Source organism: Streptomyces tirandamycinicus, assembly GCF_003097515.1.
In the GTDB taxonomy this organism is placed as follows: Bacteria; Actinomycetota; Actinomycetes; order Streptomycetales; family Streptomycetaceae; genus Streptomyces; species Streptomyces tirandamycinicus.
The window spans coordinates 2663060-2679585 of sequence record NZ_CP029188.1 but is presented as its reverse complement, the minus strand read 5'-3'; the positions used below and the strand labels follow the sequence as shown (position 1 = coordinate 2679585).

The following is a 16526-nucleotide window of genomic DNA, read 5'->3' as shown; positions in this document are numbered from 1 at the left end:
ATCGCTCGTCCTCGAGCCGGTTCGGCTAGAGCAGCTTGCGGGCCGCCCTCCTCAGGTCGTACTCGTGGATGATCGCCTTCGCATGGCCGTACGCGAGATCGTGTTCGCTCCGGAGCCAGCTGACCTTCTCCTCGAAACGGAACAGGGATGGTCCTTCTTCGACGGTGCGCAGCCAGTCGGCGATCTCACGACCGGTGCAGTGGGGGATACGGGAGAGCAGGTTGCGATGGGTCTCTTCGGAGAAGACGTGGGACATCGGCGCCTCCGGACGCATTGCGCGTGTGGTCCTTCAGGTCACCGTGCCTCAGTGTCCGCGTATTGGCAACAGTCCCGTACCGGCGCATAGGGTCGCTCCGTGCTTGATACGACACCTCTGACGGCGGCCGTGGAACGCTTCGCCGACCGGCTGCGGGCGGCCCCGCAGAGCCGGCTCCAGCGCGGGGCGGCGGCCGAAGGGCTGGCACTGGCCAGGGAGTTGGCGGTGCGCGCCCAGCGCATCGAGACCCCCGGGCGGCAGCCGCGGATCATGCCCGACGCGGGCGTCTTCGCGGTCGCGGACCAATTGGTGGTCGCGGGGACGGATTTGGCCGAAGCTGTACGCACGGGGACGGCCTCGTCGGGGGAGCTGGACGAGGCCGTGGAACTGGTCGAGGCGGCGGCGCGGCGGGCAGGGCTCTGAGGGGCGCACCCGGGAGGCCCTGGGGGCGGGGTCCCGGCGGAGCCGGGCGGGCCTGGTGGTTCCGGCGGTTCCGGCGGTTCCGGCGGGCCTCGGTCCCGTCGGTCCCGGCCGTCCCGTCGGTCCCGTTGGTTCGGGCGGTCCTGGCCGTCCGGGCGGTCCTGGCAGGTCCCGTGGCCGGGCTCAGAGCGAGGCGATGACGCGGTCCGCGAGGACGTAGACGTTCTCCCCGCTGCCGCAGGAGAACGTCAGGGAGTACGCGCCGGAGACGCCCGAGCCGCCGAGCAGGACCGGAGTCCGCCCGGCGCGCAGCGCCTCCCCGAGCCGCTCCGCGGTCTCGCGGTGCCCCGGGGTCATGCAGAGGGTCGTGCCGTCGGCGAACACGTACACGTCGAGGGTGCCCAGCGGACCCGGCCGTACGTCGGTGAGGGCGGTCGCGGTGTCCGCGAGCTCCTCCAGCCGGGCCACGGTGCGCTCGTGGTCGGTCACGACCGGGGTCTGCACCGGTACGAAGTCGGGGTGCGAGGGGTGCCGGCGGCGGGCCGCGGCGAGCTCGGGGGAGTCCTCCGCGAACTCGGCGGGATACTCGGCGAGCTCCGGCTCGGCGAGTTCGTCGAGGGCCTCCGCCGCCTCCAGGTCCAGTGCCTCCAGCCCGGCGAAGTCGGCCTGCCTGGGCACGTACACCGGGGCGTCCTCGCCGAGGTCCGCCAGCCCGCCGAGCATCGTCAGCGGGGACTCGCCGGCGAAGCGCGGTGCGTCGGCCGCCTCGCGGGCCTCCTGCGCGGCCCAGAAGGCGCGCGCCTCGGCCAGCTCGCGCTCGCGTTCCTCGGCCAGGGCCTCGGCGACGGCGGCGCGTATCTCGACGGCGGGAGCCGTGCGGGCCTGCGGCACGGAGCCGAAGGGGCCGCTGCCGTGACGGCTCGCGGCGGCCAGCTCCGCACGCAGGGCGGTGACCTGCTTGCGCAGCCCGAGAGTGGTGTGCAGGGCAGCGGCGCCCACAGCCGTGGCGGCGGCGGTGGTCAGCAGCAGGGCGAGGGACAAGGCGCTCACTGACGTACTCCCGGTTCGAGGACTTCCCGACTTACTACATCAGCTTGTCGTGGGCCCACACCTGGTGTCAGTGCAATACGTCACGAACGTCATGAAAGAGACAGGCCTCTGAGCCGGAAGTCTCTCAACGGGGCGCATGTGACCTGGGCAAACGCCAGCCGCAGGGAGACAGGTCACATCCTGGGGGCTTTTAGGTCACGGCTGGGAGACGGCGGGGTTGGGCGAGCGGCCGCGGAGGGATGGGGAGGGGTCTCGCGATACGCGGCCGCGGACCGGGCACGGTGCGCACCGGCGCGGTTCGGGCCTGCGCGCGGGGCCGGCGCGGTTCGGGCCCGTTCGCCCTACCGGCACGGTCGGGGTCCGGCCGCCGTGGCGGCTTCGGGCCCGGTCGCCGTGCCGGCGGGGCGTCGGGCGCCCCCCGCCGGCAGGGCGGGGTGTCGCGCACGGGCACGACACCCCGCCCGGAACGGCACGTTCCCCTGCCTCGGCGTCTCAGCTGAGCCGCTCGACGACCATCGCCATTCCCTGGCCGCCGCCCACGCACATGGTCTCCAGGCCGAACTGCTTGTCGTGGAACTGGAGCGAGTTGATCAGCGTGCCGGTGATGCGCGCGCCGGTCATGCCGAAGGGGTGGCCGACCGCGATCGCGCCGCCGTTGACGTTCAGCTTCTCGAGCGGGATGCCCAGGTCCCGGTAGGAGGGGATGACCTGCGCCGCGAACGCCTCGTTGATCTCGACCAGGTCGATGTCGTCCACGGTGAGCCCGGCCCGCCGCAGCGCCTGCCTGCTCGCCTCGACCGGGCCGTAGCCCATGATCTCGGGAGAGAGGCCGGAGACCCCGGTGGAGACGATCCGGGCCAGCGGGGTCAGGCCCAGCTCCCGCGCCTTGGTGTCCGACATGATCACCAGCGCGGCCGCGCCGTCGTTGAGCGGGCAGCAGTTGCCCGCGGTGACCAGGCCGTCCGGGCGGAACACCGGCTTCAGGCCCTGCACGCCCTCCAGCGTGACGCCGGCACGCGGGCCGTCGTCCTTGCTGACGACCGTGCCGTCCGGCAGCGTCACGGGCGTGATCTCGCGCTCCCAGAAGCCGTTCTTGATCGCTTCCTCGGCGAGGTTCTGGGACCGCACGCCGAACTCGTCCATCTCCTGGCGGGTGACGCCCTTGAGGCGGGCCAGGTTCTCCGCGGTCTGCCCCATCGCGATGTACGCGTCCGGGACCAGGCCGTCCTCGCGCGGGTCGTGCCAGCTCGCGCCCTCGCTGGCGGCGACGGCCGCGGTCCGGGCCTCCGCCTCGGCGAAGAGCGGGTTGTGGGTGTCGGGGAGGCCGTCGGAGGTGCCCTTCACGGAGCGGGAGACCATCTCGACGCCGGCCGATATGAAGACGTCGCCCTCGCCGGCCTTGATGGCGTGCAGCGCCATCCGGGACGTCTGCAGCGAGGACGAGCAGTAGCGGGTGACGGTGCAGCCGGGGAGGTGGTCCATCCCCATCTGCACGGCCACGATCCGGCCCAGGTTGTGGCCCTGCTCGCCGCCGGGCAGGCCGCAGCCGAGCATCAGGTCGTCGATGTCCTTGGGGTCCAGTTCGGGGACCTTGGCCAGTGCGGCCTGGACGATCGTCGCGGTCAGGTCGTCCGGCCGCAGCTCCTTCAGTGAGCCCTTGAAGGCCCGTCCGATGGGCGAGCGGGCGGCAGAGACGATCACGGCTTCGGGCATCACGGCTCCAGTGGGGTGCTCGGGGGCGACAGTCTGGAAGTTACCCCTACGTATAGCGCGGGTCACGGTACGGGCCGTGTGATGCGGACCTCTTTTCTAAGCGCTCGCTTACGGGTGGGGTCCCGTCGGCCGGAGGCCGCGGCGGCCGCGGCGGTCCGGGCGGGAGGGGTGGCGACCGCGGTGGATCCGGTCCGGGCCGGTCCGGGCCGGGAGGCTGCCCGGTGGGGGCGCCGCCGTCCGGGCGCGGGCCGCGTGTTCACTCCGTCCCCCGCCCGCGGACCTCGGCGGCCCGGGGCTCGGAAGGCGCGGGCTCCGCCGGGACCGGCAGACGGCGGCGCCTGCGGTGCTTGAGCAGGGCCCACGGGGCGCGGGCGCCGGTGACCTCGGTACCGGCCTCGCTCGCCGCCTCCGCCGCGGCCTTGGCGACCGGCAGCATGCCCTCGCGGCGGTCGGCGTCCAGCCGGTCCGTCTCCGGCCAGAGGCCCAGCGCCGCGCACAGGGTCGGCAGCACCGCCATCGCCGCCGTGGCGTACCCCTCGGCCGAGGGGTGGTAGTTGTCGGGTCCGAACAACTCGCGGGGGTTCGCCGCGAACTCCGGACCCAGCAGGTCGCCCAGCGAGACCGTACGGCCGCCCTGCTCCACCACGCCGATCGTCTGCGCGGCCGCGAGCTGCCGGGAGACCCGCCGGGCGAGCCACCGCAGCGGCTGGTACACGGGTTCGATGGTGCCGAGATCCGGGCAGGTGCCCACCACCACCTCCGCACCGGCCGTCCGCAGCCGGCGCACCGCCGCGGAGAGGTGGCGCACCGACTGGGTCGGGGGCATCCGGTGCGTCACGTCGTTCGCCCCGATCATGATCACGCAGACGTCCGGGATCCGGGCGGGGTCCCGCAGGGCGAGGCCCACCTGCCGTTCGAGGTCGTCGGAGCGCGCACCGGGCTGGGCCACGTTGAACAGCTCCACCGGGCGCTCCGCCACCGCCGCGAGACCCGAGGCCAGCAGCGCGCCCGGGGTCTGCCCCGCCCGGCGCACGCCCTGACCGGCGGCCGTCGAGTCGCCGAGCAGGACCAGCCGCAGCGGACCGGACAGCCCGAAGGCCGTGCCGTAGACGCCGTCCGCCCCGGGCGGGAAGGGAGCCGTACCGCCCCCCACCGATCTCTTCGCCAACTGCACCTCGGCCAGCAGAAGAGTCACCGCCGCGGCTCCGAGCAGACCGATCCCGCCGCCGCCGTAAGCCGCGCCCGCCGCGATGCGCCGCGCCACCCTCGCCCTCGACACAGTCCCAGCCACCTCCTCGTAGCCGTGCAGTCGTCCAAGAGCTAACTGCCCCGCAACGGCCGTAGCCCAATCTCGAGCCGAATGCGCATACGCTGACGGAACCACTACGGAGATCCCGGAGACTTACGGTGCGATTCCACGACTCGATGATCAGTCTGGTTGGCAATACCCCGCTGCTGAAGCTGAACAGCGTGACCGCGGGCATTCAGGCGACGGTCCTCGCCAAGGTCGAGTACTTCAACCCCGGCGGCTCGGTGAAGGACCGCATCGCCCTGCGCATGATCGAGGCGGCCGAGCAGAGCGGGGAGCTCAAGCCGGGCGGCACGATCGTCGAGCCGACGAGCGGCAACACCGGCGTCGGGCTGGCCATCGTGGCCCAGCAGAAGGGCTACAAGTGCATCTTCGTCTGCCCGGACAAGGTGTCCACGGACAAGATCAATGTGCTCCGCGCGTACGGCGCGGAGGTCGTCGTCTGCCCGACGGCGGTCGATCCGGAGCACCCGGACTCGTACTACAACGTCTCGGACCGGCTGGTGCGCGAGACGCCGGGTGCCTGGAAGCCGGACCAGTACTCCAACCCGAACAACCCGCGTTCGCACTACGAGACGACCGGTCCCGAACTGTGGGAACAGACTGAGGGGAAAATCACCCATTTCGTGGCCGGTATCGGCACCGGCGGCACCATCTCCGGCACCGGCAACTACCTCAAGGAGATCAGCGGCGGCGCGGTGCGCGTCGTCGGCGCCGACCCGGAGGGCTCCGTCTACTCCGGCGGCTCCGGCCGGCCGTACCTGGTCGAGGGCGTCGGTGAGGACTTCTGGCCCACCGCCTACGACCCGAACGTCACGGACGAGATCATCGCCGTGTCCGACAAGGACTCGTTCCAGATGACCCGCCGCCTCGCCAAGGAGGAGGGCCTGCTGGTCGGCGGGTCCTGCGGGATGGCGGTCGTCGCCGCGCTGCGCGTGGCCGAGGGCCTCGGCCCGGACGACGTGGTGGTCGTGCTGCTCCCGGACAGCGGACGCGGCTATCTGTCGAAGATCTTCAACGACGAGTGGATGAACGACTACGGCTTCCTCGAGCAGGCCGGCGACCAGCCGCGGGTCGGCGACGTGCTGAAGCACAAGGAGGGCGCCCTGCCGTCCCTGGTGCACATGCACCCCGAGGAGACCGTGGGCCAGGCCATCGAGGTGCTGCGCGAGTACGGCGTCTCCCAGATGCCGATCGTGAAGCCGGGCGCCGGGCACCCGGACGTCATGGCCGCCGAGGTCATCGGCTCCGTGGTGGAGCGGGAACTGCTGGACGCGCTGTTCACGCAGCGCGCCTCGCTGAACGACCCGCTGGAGAAGCACATGAGCGAGTCGCTTCCCCAGGTCGGTTCGGGCGAGCCGGTCGGCGACCTGATGTCCGTGCTCGGGACCGCCGACGCGGCGATCGTGCTGGTCGAGGGCAAGCCCACCGGTGTCGTGAGCCGTCAGGACCTGCTGTCGTTCCTGGCAATGTCCGGGAAGTAGCCGGCACGGGGCGGGGGTGCGGCGGTCTCCCGGAGCAGGGATGCGCGGGGACCGCCGCACCCCCGTGACCGGGGGGCGGGACGACGGCGGTCCCCGCGGGGGACGCGGTCCGGGTCAGGGCCGGCCTCACGTCCGGGCGTCCATGGAGGTCCGGGAGCCGCTCCGGAGGTCCTTGACGCCGACAACCCCCAATGTGCCGGACGCGTGTTAAGCGAGTGCTGCGCCGACGTGTCGCGCCAGTACCACTTGCGCGAAGCTCCGTGCACGGCAAGGCCGGTGACGCGGCGTGGACGGCCGCGAGGCCCCTCCTCGGGATCGGCGCCGGGTCCGCTCCCCCGTCGGCGCCCGGCGCGTTCCTCCGCGTCGGACCCGCCTGTTCGCGCCGGTCGGACCCGGTCCGTTCGCTGCCGGTCGGACCTGGTCCGTTCCTCCGGGCCGGACCCGGGGCCGCCGACCGCCCCGGCGGCCGAACGGGCCCGCCCCGAGCGGCCCGCCCGGTGTCGGCGCGGCGCCGCTTGCCCGGTCTGTATATGGTCATGCAGAGTTAAAGGTGACTGAATAGCCGGTGGGCCGGGGTTCCCGGTGATCTCCGTGTCCGTTCCACCTCCCCGCGCCGCGCACTCGCGGTACTGTCCCGGGCGACGGGGAACGGGCAGGCACCTCCGGCGCCGGGCGAGACGAACTGGGGGACCGGACGGTATGAACGACACCAGCCCCGCCGGACGGCTCCAGCGGCTCTTCGAAGGCCACCGGCTCACCCCCACCCAGCGCCGCATCGCCCACTGCATGGTGCGCAGGGCCGCCGACGTGCCGTTCCTGTCCAGCGTCGAACTGGCCGAGCTCGCCGGGGTCAGCCAGCCCTCCGTCACCCGCTTCGCCGTCGCGCTCGGATTCGACGGCTATCCGGCGCTGCGCAGGCACCTGCGTGAGGTGGCCCCCGCCGAACCGGCCCAGGAAGGGCAGGAGTTCACCGAGTACCAGCAGGCCGTGCACGCCGAGATCGAGAACCTGCGGCATCTCGCCGAACTGCTCGCCGACCCCGGCCCCGTGGAACGGGCCGCCCGGCTGCTCGCCGCCTCCCGCCCGCTGCCGGTCCTCGGGCTGCGCGCGGCCTCCTCGCAGGCCCGTGGCTTCGCCTACTTCGCCGCCAAGGTCCACCCGGACATCCGGCTGCTCGACGAGGGCGGCTCGATGCTGGCCGACCGCATCGACGCCGCACGGCGGGCGGGTGCGACCGCGCTCCTCTGCTTCGCCCTGCCCCGCCATCCCCGGGAGGTCGTGGAGGCGCTCGGGTACGCCCGCGAGGGCGGGCTGACCGTCGTCACGGTCGCGGACTCGGCGTTCGCGCCCGTCGCCGCCCACAGCGATGTGCTGATCCCGGCCGCCGTCGGCACCGGCCTCGCCTTCGACACGGCGTGCGCGCCGATGCTGCTGGGCCGGGTGCTGCTGGAGGCGATGTGCGACGGACTGCCGGACGCGCAGGCGCGGCTGGAGGAGTTCGACGTCCGGGCCGCGGAGCGCGGACTCTTCGCGGACTGACACGCCGCCGCCCGCCGTACCTCTCCGGGCGTTCCCGCGTTCCCGTGTCCCCGCGTTCCCTCTCAGGCGTTCCTCAGGAAAACCGGCTAGCCTCCACGCCCGGACGGCATGACGGCTGAAGGGAGCGGTGCAGTGGGTCGGGGCGGAGGTCACGCACTGGCGCGCGTGGCGGTGGTCGTACGGGCCGGAGCGGCCCCGATGCTGTGGCTCGGCGGGCTCGCCGCGGCCGTCGGGCTGGTACCGGAGGGGCTCACCGGCCGCAGCATCGGACTGTACGGCGGCGCCGCGGTGTTCCTGGTCACGGCGGCCGTCGTGGCATCCGTCCGCACGGGCCGGTACCGGGAACTGGAGCGCGCGGCCACCCGGGCCGCCCGGGGCGACATCCTCCAGGACCGGGCCGTGACCGTACGCAACTGGCGCCGCAGGCACCGCTGGTGGCTGCTCGCGGCGTTCGCCGCCGCGGTCGGCAGTGCCTTCGCCGTACCGGCGGCGGGCGGGCTGCTGCTCGCGGGTGCCGGTACCGGGCTCTGGCTCAAAGCGCGTGCCCTGGGGCGGCGGGAGAGCGCCGCCGAGAAGCTGCTGTGGGTGCGCACCGACTGGGTCGAGGACGGCCGGCCCACCGGGACCCGGGTGAAGGGCTACCGCACCACCGGCCCCGCCGCCGGCGACGCCGCCCCGGGCGGGGCCCGGCGTCGCTGAACGGTCGGCGGGGCACCGGCGGGGCACCGGCGGGGCGCCGGTGATGCGTCAGACCTCCGGTGAAGCGTCAGACCTCCAGCTCGGCCTCGATCTTGCGCAGCTGGTGGCGGGCCATCGCCAGATTGGCGCGCTTGTTGTCCAGCGCGAGGTACAGGAACAGACCGTTGCCGCCGCGTGCCTTGAGCAGCCGGATCAGGTGGTACTGCCCGCCCAGGGTGATGAGGATGTCCTCGATCTCGTCCTGGAGACCCAGCATCTCCATCGCACGCAGCTTGGCCCGCACCACGTCGGTGTTGCCCGCCGCCGCGACGTTCAGGTCGAGGTGCTTCCCGCCGCCGATGGTGCCCAGGGCCATGCCGCTGGTGTAGTCGACGAGTGCGACGCCGACCGCGCCGTCGATCACGGCCATCGCTTCCTTGAGGGCGGTCTCGGTGTTCGCCATGCTCTCTCCTTGTTGTGGAACTGTTCGGTTCTGGTGGTGCGTTCGCCCGTCGGGGGCGGGAGGCCGCCGGCCTCCGGTCCGGGGGCGTCCGGCCGGTGCCCGGCCGACGGTGCCGGTCGGTTCAGGGGCGTTCGAGTGCTCCGTCCACGAGTTCGCCGATGCGCGCCCCGGCCTTGCGGGCCTCGAGGTGCAACCGGCCGACGTTGACCCGGGGTTCGGCGGTCACGGTGATCACGGCGGCGGTGCCCGCCGCGTACGTCGCCACATAGCCGCTCTCGCCGCGCACGAGCAGTTCGCGGAAGCGGCCCTGGCCGGTCGCCTCGGTGAGGCGCACGGCCACGCCGAGTGCGGCGGCGGTCAGTGCGGCGACGGTCTCCGCCTCCGCCTCCGGGGTGTCCCTGGCCAGCACGAGGCCGTCCACGCTGGCCGCGAGGGCGCCGGTGAGCTGCGGTAGCCGGGTCCTCAACCGGTGCAGTTCGTCGAGGACTCCGGTGCTCGCGGTCATCAGCTGTCTCCTCTCGGCGCGCTGCCTCATCGCGCGCATCACAGCGTTGCCTCCAGGGCGTCACGGAGCCGGCGGAGCAGGGCGACGTCCGGATCGGCGGACATCGCCATCAGGCGGGCGACATCGGGTGGCGGGGTGGGCGCGGTGGCGGGGGCCGGGCGCGGGGTCTCGACGAGCCCGGCCGCGGCCAGCCTGCGTACGTCGACGAGGGTGTGGAACGCGGGACGGCCCAGAGCGCGGGCGATGTCGGCGGGCGTACGCACCCCGTCGGCGAGGTCGAGGACGGCGCGCTGCCGCGGGGCGGTCCGCAGACGGGCGGTCCGGGGGGCGGGCACCACCGGCGCGGTGTCCGTCTCCGGATGCGCCCAGAGACGGTCCAGCAGGGCCCGGCGCCGCACGGTCTCGCGCTCGACCGCCTCGGCGGCCACCGGCCGAACCGGGCCTATCCAGTGGGCCACGCCGTAGCGGAAGCGGGTGGGGCCGCTGCTGGGGGCGAGGGCGAAGAAGGCCGCGTCGAAGAGCGCGCCGAGATGGCAGATCTCCAGTTCGCCGCCGGACACCAGGCCGCTGTCGACGAGGTAGCGGCCGACCGCGCCGTCCGCCCCGGCCTCGCGAAGGGCCTCCGTCCAGCCGTCGGCGCGCAGCCGTCCGGTGGCGGAGAGCATGACGTCGATACCCGGCGCGGCGGGGCTCTCGGCGTGCACGACCTGGCCCTCGACGAGGTACAGCGTCCCCCGGTCCCGTAAGAGGGCGCCGGTGGCCCGCTCGGAGGCGAGCCGCAGCAGCATCGGTGAGACGGTCACTCCAGTACCAGCCGCTCCGTCAGATCGCGCATTCGGAGCCGGGCGAGGGCGAGGTTGCCGTCCGCGCGGTCGAGCCAGAGATGGAGCAGGACGCTGCTGTCGAAGCTGGTCTCGACGAAGCGCAGAACGTGGTAGCACGTGCGGGTGGTGACGACGAGGTCCTCCACCGGAGGGTTCTTGCCGTGGCCCGCCTCCGGGCCCCCGGCGGTGTCCACCGGGGTGAAGGTGGGATGCTCCGCGGCCATGCGGGCCAGTTCCGCGGTCTCCGCCGCCGCCGTCTCGTGGTCGTCGCCGGCGGCGTCCCCGACCGTGCCGAGCGCGAGTCCGCTGGTCCAGTCGACGAGGGCGGCGCCGCGCACGCCGGGCAGCCGCATGGCGTGCAGTAGACACTCGTCGATTCCGGGCACGCGAAAATCCCCCCAGCACATGTGCTTACGGCTCGGACGTATGTCCGTAGCCGTAAGGTTACGCAACGGAGTGGCGGCAGGTGGAAGTTCTGGCAATTTCCATCGGAACATGCGCCCGGACCGCTAGGATTCGCCCACCCGGTCGGTCGGCGTACCGCGCGGCGTACCGGCGTACCGGTACAGCGGCGGCGCACCGCGCGGCCTACCGGCGTACTCAGCCCGCGGAGCCCCAGGTCGCGGTCTCCTCGTGCCGCATCCTCATCCACAGCCTGTTGACGCCCCAGAGCGCGATGCCGACGGCCACCAGCACGCCGGCCCTGATGTACACGTCCGAACCCCGCTCCGAGAGCGGGCTCGCCAGGACGACCGACGTGATCGCGCCCAGCACCGGCAGGGCCGTCGGGGTGCGGAAGTGGGCGTGCCCGACGCGGTCCTTGCGCAGTACCAGCACCGCCACGTTGACCACCGCGAAGACGCACAGCAGCAGGAACGCGGTGGTGTCGCCGAGCCCCTCGATCTCACCGGTCGAGACGAGGGCGACGGCGATCACGGTGACGAAGAGGATTCCGGTGACGGGCGTACGGCGGTGCGGGAGCAGCCGGGCCATGCCGCGCGGCAGCACCTTCTCGTTGGCGAGCCCGTAGCAGAGCCGCGAGGCCATCATGATGTTGATGAGCGCGGAGTTGGTGACCGCGAAGAGTGCGATGGCCGCGAACAGTTTCGGCGGGAAGGCGACCCCGCCGACCTTCACCACCTCCAGCAGCGGGCCGTCCGACTGGGCCAGCGTCCGGTAGTCGACCAGCAGCGACGACACCAGGGCCACGAGGACGTAGATGGTGCCGGTCACCCCGACGCCGATGAAGATGGCGCGGGGGAACGTCCGGACCGGATCCTTCGTCTCCTCCGCCATGTTGACGGAGTCCTCGAAGCCGACGAAGGCGAAGAACCCCAGCGCGGTGGCGCCGAGCACGCTCGTCAGCAGGGCGTAACCGGTGCCGCTGGACTGGAACTCGCCCAGCCGGGAGGGCTCCCCGACGCCGTTCAGCACGGCGTACGCCCCGATCACCAGGACCACCGCCAGCCCCGACAGCTCGACCAGCGTCAGCACCATGTTCGTCCGCACCGACTCCGCGACACCCCGCAGCGCGATCGCGGCCAGGCCGAGGATGAAGGCGATCGCGATCGCAGTCGGCGGGATCGCGTCGGTGAACTCCTGGAAGTACTGGCCGCTGAACGCGCGGGCCGCCGCGCTCGCCGAGGACAGCCCCGAGCACATGACCATGAAGGCGACGATGAAGGTCAGGAAGGGGAGCCGGAACGCCTTCTGGGTGTAGAGCGCGGCGCCCGCCGCCTTCGGGTACTTGCCGACGAGCTCGACGTACGAGGCCGCCGTCAGCAGCGCGACGGCGAAGCCGATCAGGAACGGCAGCCACAGCGCCCCGCCGACCTTCCCCGCGACCTTTCCGGTCGTGGCGTAGATGCCGGTGCCGAGGATGTCGCCGATGACGAAGAGGATCATCAGCTTCGGGCCGATGGCGCGCTTCAGCGACGACTCGTGCTCCTGCGGACCCGTGGACGTGGATGTGGCCATGCACCCTCTCCCGCTTCCGTTGACGGCTGGGAAAGTCTCTGCCCGACCACTGGTCCTTGATGCCTGCGGCGCGCCGGGAGGCTGGTCCGTTCACGGGAGGCTGGTCCGTCCGGGGTGCGGGGCCGTCCGGTCCGTACGGTGCCCCGAACCGGCCTGTTCGCACGGGGTGCGGGGCGGCGCGCGGGCCGGCGGCGCGGGGCCGCGGGCGGGTGACGGCGGTCGGCACCTTCGGGCGCGGGCGGACGCCGCGCCCCGCGTCGTTACGGAGGGCGCCGCGCGAGGGCGCCCCGCCCCACGTCAGGGCCGCGCTTGTCAGGGGCCGCGCTTGTCGGGTGCCCCGCCCGGGGTCAGGCGCCGCGCTGCCCCTCCACCGCGGCCGCGACGTCGGCGAGGTCCTTCGCGACGGCCTTGGCCACGGCCCGCTCGCCGATCGGGCCCAGCACCTTGGCGAGCAGGCCCGCGACGCCTCCGGGGGTGCTGCCGGAGAACGTCATCCGGACCGTCGTGGTCTCCGGGCCGTCCGCGCGCAGCACGAACTCCGACACGTAGTGCGTGCCGTGGCTGTCGGCCTCCACGACGAAGCGCCGGGGCGGTTCGCTCGCGGTCACCCGCATCTCCTCGGTGGCCTCCTTGCCGAACATCCGCCGGGTCTCGCGCCAGCGGGTGCCGACGCCGAAGGCCCCCTCGGTGAGTTTCTCGACACGCTCCACGCCGCTCAGCACGTGCTGGGAACCCTCGACATCGGTCAGCGCGTCCCAGACGCGGTCCACGGATGCGGCGATACGCCGCTCGACGACGACACTTCTGCTGGTCATGGCTCCATGGAACCATCGGGGTACGACAGTCGCCCGCTACAGCAGCGCGTCCGGCCGGTCCCCGCCCGACTCGGCCACGATCTGCTCGACCGTCTGCGGGGCCCGCACCGTCGTGAAGCGGACCCCGGCGGCATCCGCCCGGAAGCCGTGGACGCCCGGCCGGGCAAGGCTGTTGTAGGCGTAGTGGCTGCTGAAGTAGTACGCGCCGGTGTCCAGCGCGGCGACCACGTCGCCCGGCTCCAGCAGGGGCAGCTCCCGGGCCTCCGCCAGCAGGTCGCCCGCGAAGCAGGCCGGCCCCGCGACGTCCTGGACCACGGCGTCACCGGCCTTGGGGGCGCCCTTGGCGTCGTACGCGGCGATCCGCAGCGGCCAGGCGGCCGGGTCGTAGACGGTGCGGGTGGCGACCTGGACCCCCGCATGGGTGACGGCGATGGGCCGGGCGCCCGTGGTCTTGGTGTATTCGACGCGGGCGAGGACCGTGCCGTGCTTGGCGAGCAGCGAGCGGCCGAACTCGGTGACCAGCCCGTAGCGGCCGTCGAACAGCCCGGGGACCGCGTCCCGCAGCGCCCGTGCGTAGTCGGCGAAGGTGGGCGTCTCCTCGTCGGAGGCGAAGTTGACCGGCAGCCCGCCGCCGATGTCGACGGTGTCGATCTGCTGCCGGCCGGCGGCCGCGTTGATCTCCTCGGCCAGCTCGTACACGGCCAGGACGCCCTGGGTCATGAGCTCAAGCCCCAGCCCCTGAGAGCCGGAGTGGGTGTGCAGCCGGGTCAGCCACGGCCGGTCGAGGCAGGCGCGCACGATGCGTTCGCGGGCGCCCTCGTCGCGCAGGGCGACGCCGAACTTCGAGGTGGCGGTGGCCGTGGACAGCGCGCCGATGGCGCCGGCGCCGATCTGGGCGTTGACGCGCAACCCGAGCCGCGAACGCCCGGGTCCGGGATCGGAACCGGGCCCGAAACCGGAGCCGGGGCCGGAGTCGGTACCGCGCCCGGTACCAGAGCCGGTGCCGGTACCTGAACGGGTCCCGGTATCTGAACCGGTGCCGGTACCGGCCAGCGCGTCGATGCGGTCGAGCTCCTGGAAGTTGTCGGCGTTGACGGCGATTCCCCGCCGGAGCGCCTCGGCCAGCTCGGCCCGGGTCTTGGCGGGGGAGTCCAGCACGATCCGCTCCGGCCGCACACCGGCGGCGAGCGCCAGCGCCAGCTCACCCGGGCTCGCGACCTCCGCGCCGATGCCCTCGGCGTCCAGCAGCCGCAGTACCGGCACCAGCGGTGCGGCCTTCACGGCGAAGGCGTGCAGGACGGGGGCGCCGGTCAGCTCCTCGAAGGCGCTCCGGAGCGCGGCGGCCGAGGCCCGCACGCCGGCGATGTCGACGAGTGCGACGACGGGTTCGGTTTCGCTGAGCAGGCCCTGCTCCACGGCTGCTCGTACGGCCTGGTCGCGACGGTCTGAAGCCAGATGAGCCATGGTCTCCAGTCAATCATCCGTGCCCGCGCGTGCCCACGGGTGCCTGCCCGTGCCCGCCCGCCCCTGCCCATCCGTGTTCGTCCCTGTCGTCCCTGCCCGTGCATGCCCGTCCCTGCCCGTGCAAGCCCGCCCCTGCCCGCCCCTGCCCGTGCGTGCCCGTCCGGCCGGGGCGGGGGCCACCCGCACCGGGGCCCGCGACGTCGCGGAGGTCCGCCCGCGCGCCGCAGGCGGGGCCATCGCCCTGTTGACTGGAAATATTCAGGGCATCAGGATGTGAATAGACGAACCAACGTCGCGAGGAGGCATCGGCATGTCTGGACCCCGCCCGGTACGGGCACCGCGTGGTACGGAACTGAGCGCCCTTGGGTGGCAGCAGGAAGCCGCGCTGCGCATGCTCCAGAACAACCTCGACCCGGAGGTGGCCGAGCACCCGGACAAGCTCGTCGTGTACGGCGGCACGGGCAAGGCCGCGCGCGACTGGCGCTCCTTCGACGCGATGGTCCGCACGCTCAGGACGCTGAAGCAGGACGAGACGATGCTCGTGCAGTCCGGCCGCCCGGTCGGCGTGATGCAGACCCACGAGTGGGCGCCCCGCGTGCTGATCGCCAACTCCAACCTCGTCGGCGACTGGGCGAACTGGGAGGAGTTCCGGCGCCTGGAGGCCCTCGGGCTCACCATGTACGGGCAGATGACCGCGGGCTCCTGGATCTACATCGGCACCCAGGGCATCCTCCAGGGCACGTACGAGACCTTCGCCGCCGTGGCGGCCAAGAAGTTCGGCGGCACACTGGCCGGGACGATCACGCTGACCGCCGGGCTCGGCGGGATGGGCGGTGCCCAGCCGCTCGCGGTCACCATGAACGACGGCGTCGCCATCTGCGTCGACTGCGACCCCCGGGCCATCGAGCGGCGCATCGAGCACCGCTACCTCGACGTGAGGGCCGACAGCCTCGAGCATGCGCTCCGGCTGGCCACCGAGGCCCGCGACGCCCGCAGGCCGCTCTCCATCGGCGTGCTCGGCAACGCGGCCGAGCTGGTGCCGCAGCTGCTCGCGATGAACGCGCCGATCGACATCGTCACCGACCAGACCTCCGCGCACGACCCGCTGGCCTACCTGCCCACCGGTGTCGACTTCGGCGACATGGCCTCGTACGCGGCGAAGGACCCGGCCGGGTTCACCACCCGCGCCCGCGAGTCCATGGCCCGGCACGTCGAGGCCATGGTCGGCTTCATGGACGCCGGCGCCGAGGTCTTCGACTACGGCAACTCGATCCGCGGCGAGGCCCGGCTGGCCGGCTACGACCGGGCGTTCGCGTTCCCCGGCTTCGTCCCCGCCTACATCCGGCCCCTCTTCTGCGAGGGCAAGGGCCCGTTCCGCTGGGCCGCGCTGTCCGGCGACCCCGCCGACATCGCCCGGACCGACAAGGCGATCCTGGAACTCTTCCCGGAGAACGAGTCCCTGGCCCGCTGGATCAGGATGGCCGGCGAGCGGGTCCACTTCCAGGGCCTCCCGGCCCGCATCTGCTGGCTCGGCTACGGCGAGCGGGACCGCGCGGGCGAGCGGTTCAACGACATGGTCGCGAGCGGCGAACTCCGGGCCCCGCTGGCCATCGGCCGCGACCACCTCGACTGCGGCTCGGTGGCCTCCCCGTACCGCGAGACCGAGGCGATGCTCGACGGCTCGGACGCCATCGCCGACTGGCCGCTGCTGAACGCCATGGTCAACGTCGCCTCCGGCGCCTCCTGGGTGTCGATCCACCACGGCGGCGGCGTCGGCATGGGGCGCTCCATCCACGCCGGCCAGGTCACCGTCGCGGACGGCACCGAGCTGGGCGCCGAGAAGATCCGCCGGGTGCTGACGAACGACCCGGGGATGGGCGTGATCCGGCACGTCGACGCCGGCTACGACCTCGCGGAGTCCGTCTCCGACGCGAAGGGCGTGCGCGTCCCGATGCGGGAGGGCGACCCCCGGTGAGCGCCCACGGACCCGCGACCGGCGGCTCCGGCGCGGGCAGGTCGGCGGCACACG

At 73.0% G+C, this 16526-nt stretch carries 16 protein-coding genes; 5 read left to right on the top strand and 11 right to left on the bottom strand.

The window, feature by feature from the left end; translation table 11 throughout:
• Positions 1-25: 25 nt before the first annotated feature.
• Positions 26-256, bottom strand: a complete 231-nt coding sequence (locus DDW44_RS11820) for a DUF4287 domain-containing protein (RefSeq protein ID WP_026164949.1) — start codon at positions 254-256, stop codon at positions 26-28.
• A gap of 99 nt (positions 257-355) precedes the next feature.
• Between DDW44_RS11820 and DDW44_RS11815 the strand changes: the two genes are divergently transcribed.
• Positions 356-679: a hypothetical protein gene (locus DDW44_RS11815; RefSeq protein ID WP_167455488.1), complete on the top strand. Its 324-nt coding sequence runs from the start codon at positions 356-358 to the stop codon at positions 677-679.
• Positions 680-859: 180 nt separating this feature from the next.
• Here the strand turns inward: DDW44_RS11815 and DDW44_RS11805 are convergent, their stop codons facing one another.
• The 3 genes from DDW44_RS11805 to DDW44_RS11795 all read right to left on the bottom strand — a co-directional run bounded on the left by DDW44_RS11805 (position 860) and on the right by DDW44_RS11795 (position 4703).
• A complete protein-coding gene (locus tag DDW44_RS11805; protein ID WP_108906377.1) occupies positions 860-1726 on the bottom strand; it encodes a hypothetical protein in 867 nt (288 codons plus the stop codon).
• Positions 1727-2218: 492 nt separating this feature from the next.
• Positions 2219-3439 (bottom strand): acetyl-CoA C-acetyltransferase, encoded by a 1221-nt coding sequence (locus DDW44_RS11800; RefSeq protein WP_018889840.1) that lies wholly within the window; start codon positions 3437-3439, stop codon positions 2219-2221.
• 256 nt (positions 3440-3695) lie between these two features.
• Positions 3696-4703, bottom strand: a complete 1008-nt coding sequence (locus DDW44_RS11795) for an SGNH/GDSL hydrolase family protein (protein ID WP_017945807.1) — start codon at positions 4701-4703, stop codon at positions 3696-3698.
• A gap of 143 nt (positions 4704-4846) precedes the next feature.
• Here DDW44_RS11795 and DDW44_RS11790 point away from each other — a divergent pair, with 143 nt between their 5' ends.
• The 3 genes from DDW44_RS11790 (at position 4847) to DDW44_RS11780 (ending at position 8470) form a co-directional block, all read left to right on the top strand.
• Positions 4847-6232: a cystathionine beta-synthase gene (locus tag DDW44_RS11790; RefSeq protein ID WP_108906376.1), complete on the top strand. Its 1386-nt coding sequence runs from the start codon at positions 4847-4849 to the stop codon at positions 6230-6232.
• Between the two features lie 699 nt (positions 6233-6931).
• Entirely contained in the window at positions 6932-7771 is an 840-nt protein-coding gene (locus DDW44_RS11785) for a MurR/RpiR family transcriptional regulator (RefSeq protein ID WP_018889841.1), read from the top strand.
• A gap of 165 nt (positions 7772-7936) precedes the next feature.
• Positions 7937-8470 (top strand): hypothetical protein, encoded by a 534-nt coding sequence (locus DDW44_RS11780; protein WP_108906375.1) that lies wholly within the window; start codon positions 7937-7939, stop codon positions 8468-8470.
• 67 nt (positions 8471-8537) lie between these two features.
• Here DDW44_RS11780 and DDW44_RS11775 read toward each other — a convergent pair whose 3' ends face one another.
• The 7 genes from DDW44_RS11775 to DDW44_RS11745 form a co-directional block, all read right to left on the bottom strand.
• The gene (locus tag DDW44_RS11775) at positions 8538-8912 is read right to left on the bottom strand and encodes a hypothetical protein (RefSeq protein WP_018889843.1); all 375 of its coding nucleotides are present in this window, start codon (positions 8910-8912) and stop codon (positions 8538-8540) included.
• A gap of 121 nt (positions 8913-9033) precedes the next feature.
• Entirely contained in the window at positions 9034-9417 is a 384-nt protein-coding gene (locus DDW44_RS11770) for a roadblock/LC7 domain-containing protein (RefSeq protein WP_017945812.1), read from the bottom strand.
• Between the two features lie 38 nt (positions 9418-9455).
• Entirely contained in the window at positions 9456-10205 is a 750-nt protein-coding gene (locus DDW44_RS11765) for a transcriptional regulator (RefSeq protein WP_212765845.1), read from the bottom strand.
• An 11-nt stretch (positions 10206-10216) separates the two neighbouring features.
• Positions 10217-10627 carry a hypothetical protein gene (locus DDW44_RS11760; protein ID WP_026164951.1) on the bottom strand — a complete coding sequence of 137 codons (411 nt, stop codon included), beginning with the start codon at positions 10625-10627 and terminating at the stop codon, positions 10217-10219.
• Between the two features lie 214 nt (positions 10628-10841).
• The gene (locus tag DDW44_RS11755; RefSeq protein WP_108906374.1) at positions 10842-12218 is read right to left on the bottom strand and encodes an APC family permease; all 1377 of its coding nucleotides are present in this window, start codon (positions 12216-12218) and stop codon (positions 10842-10844) included.
• 347 nt (positions 12219-12565) lie between these two features.
• The gene (locus tag DDW44_RS11750) at positions 12566-13033 is read right to left on the bottom strand and encodes an SRPBCC family protein (protein ID WP_027733315.1); all 468 of its coding nucleotides are present in this window, start codon (positions 13031-13033) and stop codon (positions 12566-12568) included.
• Positions 13034-13069: 36 nt separating this feature from the next.
• Entirely contained in the window at positions 13070-14497 is a 1428-nt protein-coding gene (locus tag DDW44_RS11745) for a type III PLP-dependent enzyme domain-containing protein (protein ID WP_167455487.1), read from the bottom strand.
• A 310-nt stretch (positions 14498-14807) separates the two neighbouring features.
• On the opposite strand from DDW44_RS11745, the gene hutU reads away from it, so the two are divergent.
• Positions 14808-16472 (top strand): urocanate hydratase, encoded by a 1665-nt coding sequence (gene hutU, locus DDW44_RS11740; RefSeq protein WP_026164953.1) that lies wholly within the window; start codon positions 14808-14810, stop codon positions 16470-16472.
• The last annotated feature ends 54 nt before the right edge of the window (positions 16473-16526 follow it).

Coding starts and splice junctions, on each gene's coding strand:
- DDW44_RS11820 (WP_026164949.1), bottom strand. CDS start 256: ATGTCCCACGTCTTCTCCGAAGAGACCCATCGCAACCTGCTCTCCCGT.
- DDW44_RS11800 (WP_018889840.1), bottom strand. CDS start 3,439: ATGCCCGAAGCCGTGATCGTCTCTGCCGCCCGCTCGCCCATCGGACGG.
- DDW44_RS11785 (WP_018889841.1), top strand. CDS start 6,932: ATGAACGACACCAGCCCCGCCGGACGGCTCCAGCGGCTCTTCGAAGGC.
- DDW44_RS11775 (WP_018889843.1), bottom strand. CDS start 8,912: ATGGCGAACACCGAGACCGCCCTCAAGGAAGCGATGGCCGTGATCGAC.
- DDW44_RS11770 (WP_017945812.1), bottom strand. CDS start 9,417: ATGACCGCGAGCACCGGAGTCCTCGACGAACTGCACCGGTTGAGGACC.
- DDW44_RS11765 (WP_212765845.1), bottom strand. CDS start 10,205: ATGCTGCTGCGGCTCGCCTCCGAGCGGGCCACCGGCGCCCTCTTACGG.
- DDW44_RS11755 (WP_108906374.1), bottom strand. CDS start 12,218: ATGGCCACATCCACGTCCACGGGTCCGCAGGAGCACGAGTCGTCGCTG.
- DDW44_RS11750 (WP_027733315.1), bottom strand. CDS start 13,033: ATGACCAGCAGAAGTGTCGTCGTCGAGCGGCGTATCGCCGCATCCGTG.
- DDW44_RS11745 (WP_167455487.1), bottom strand. CDS start 14,497: ATGGCTCATCTGGCTTCAGACCGTCGCGACCAGGCCGTACGAGCAGCC.
- hutU (WP_026164953.1), top strand. CDS start 14,808: ATGTCTGGACCCCGCCCGGTACGGGCACCGCGTGGTACGGAACTGAGC.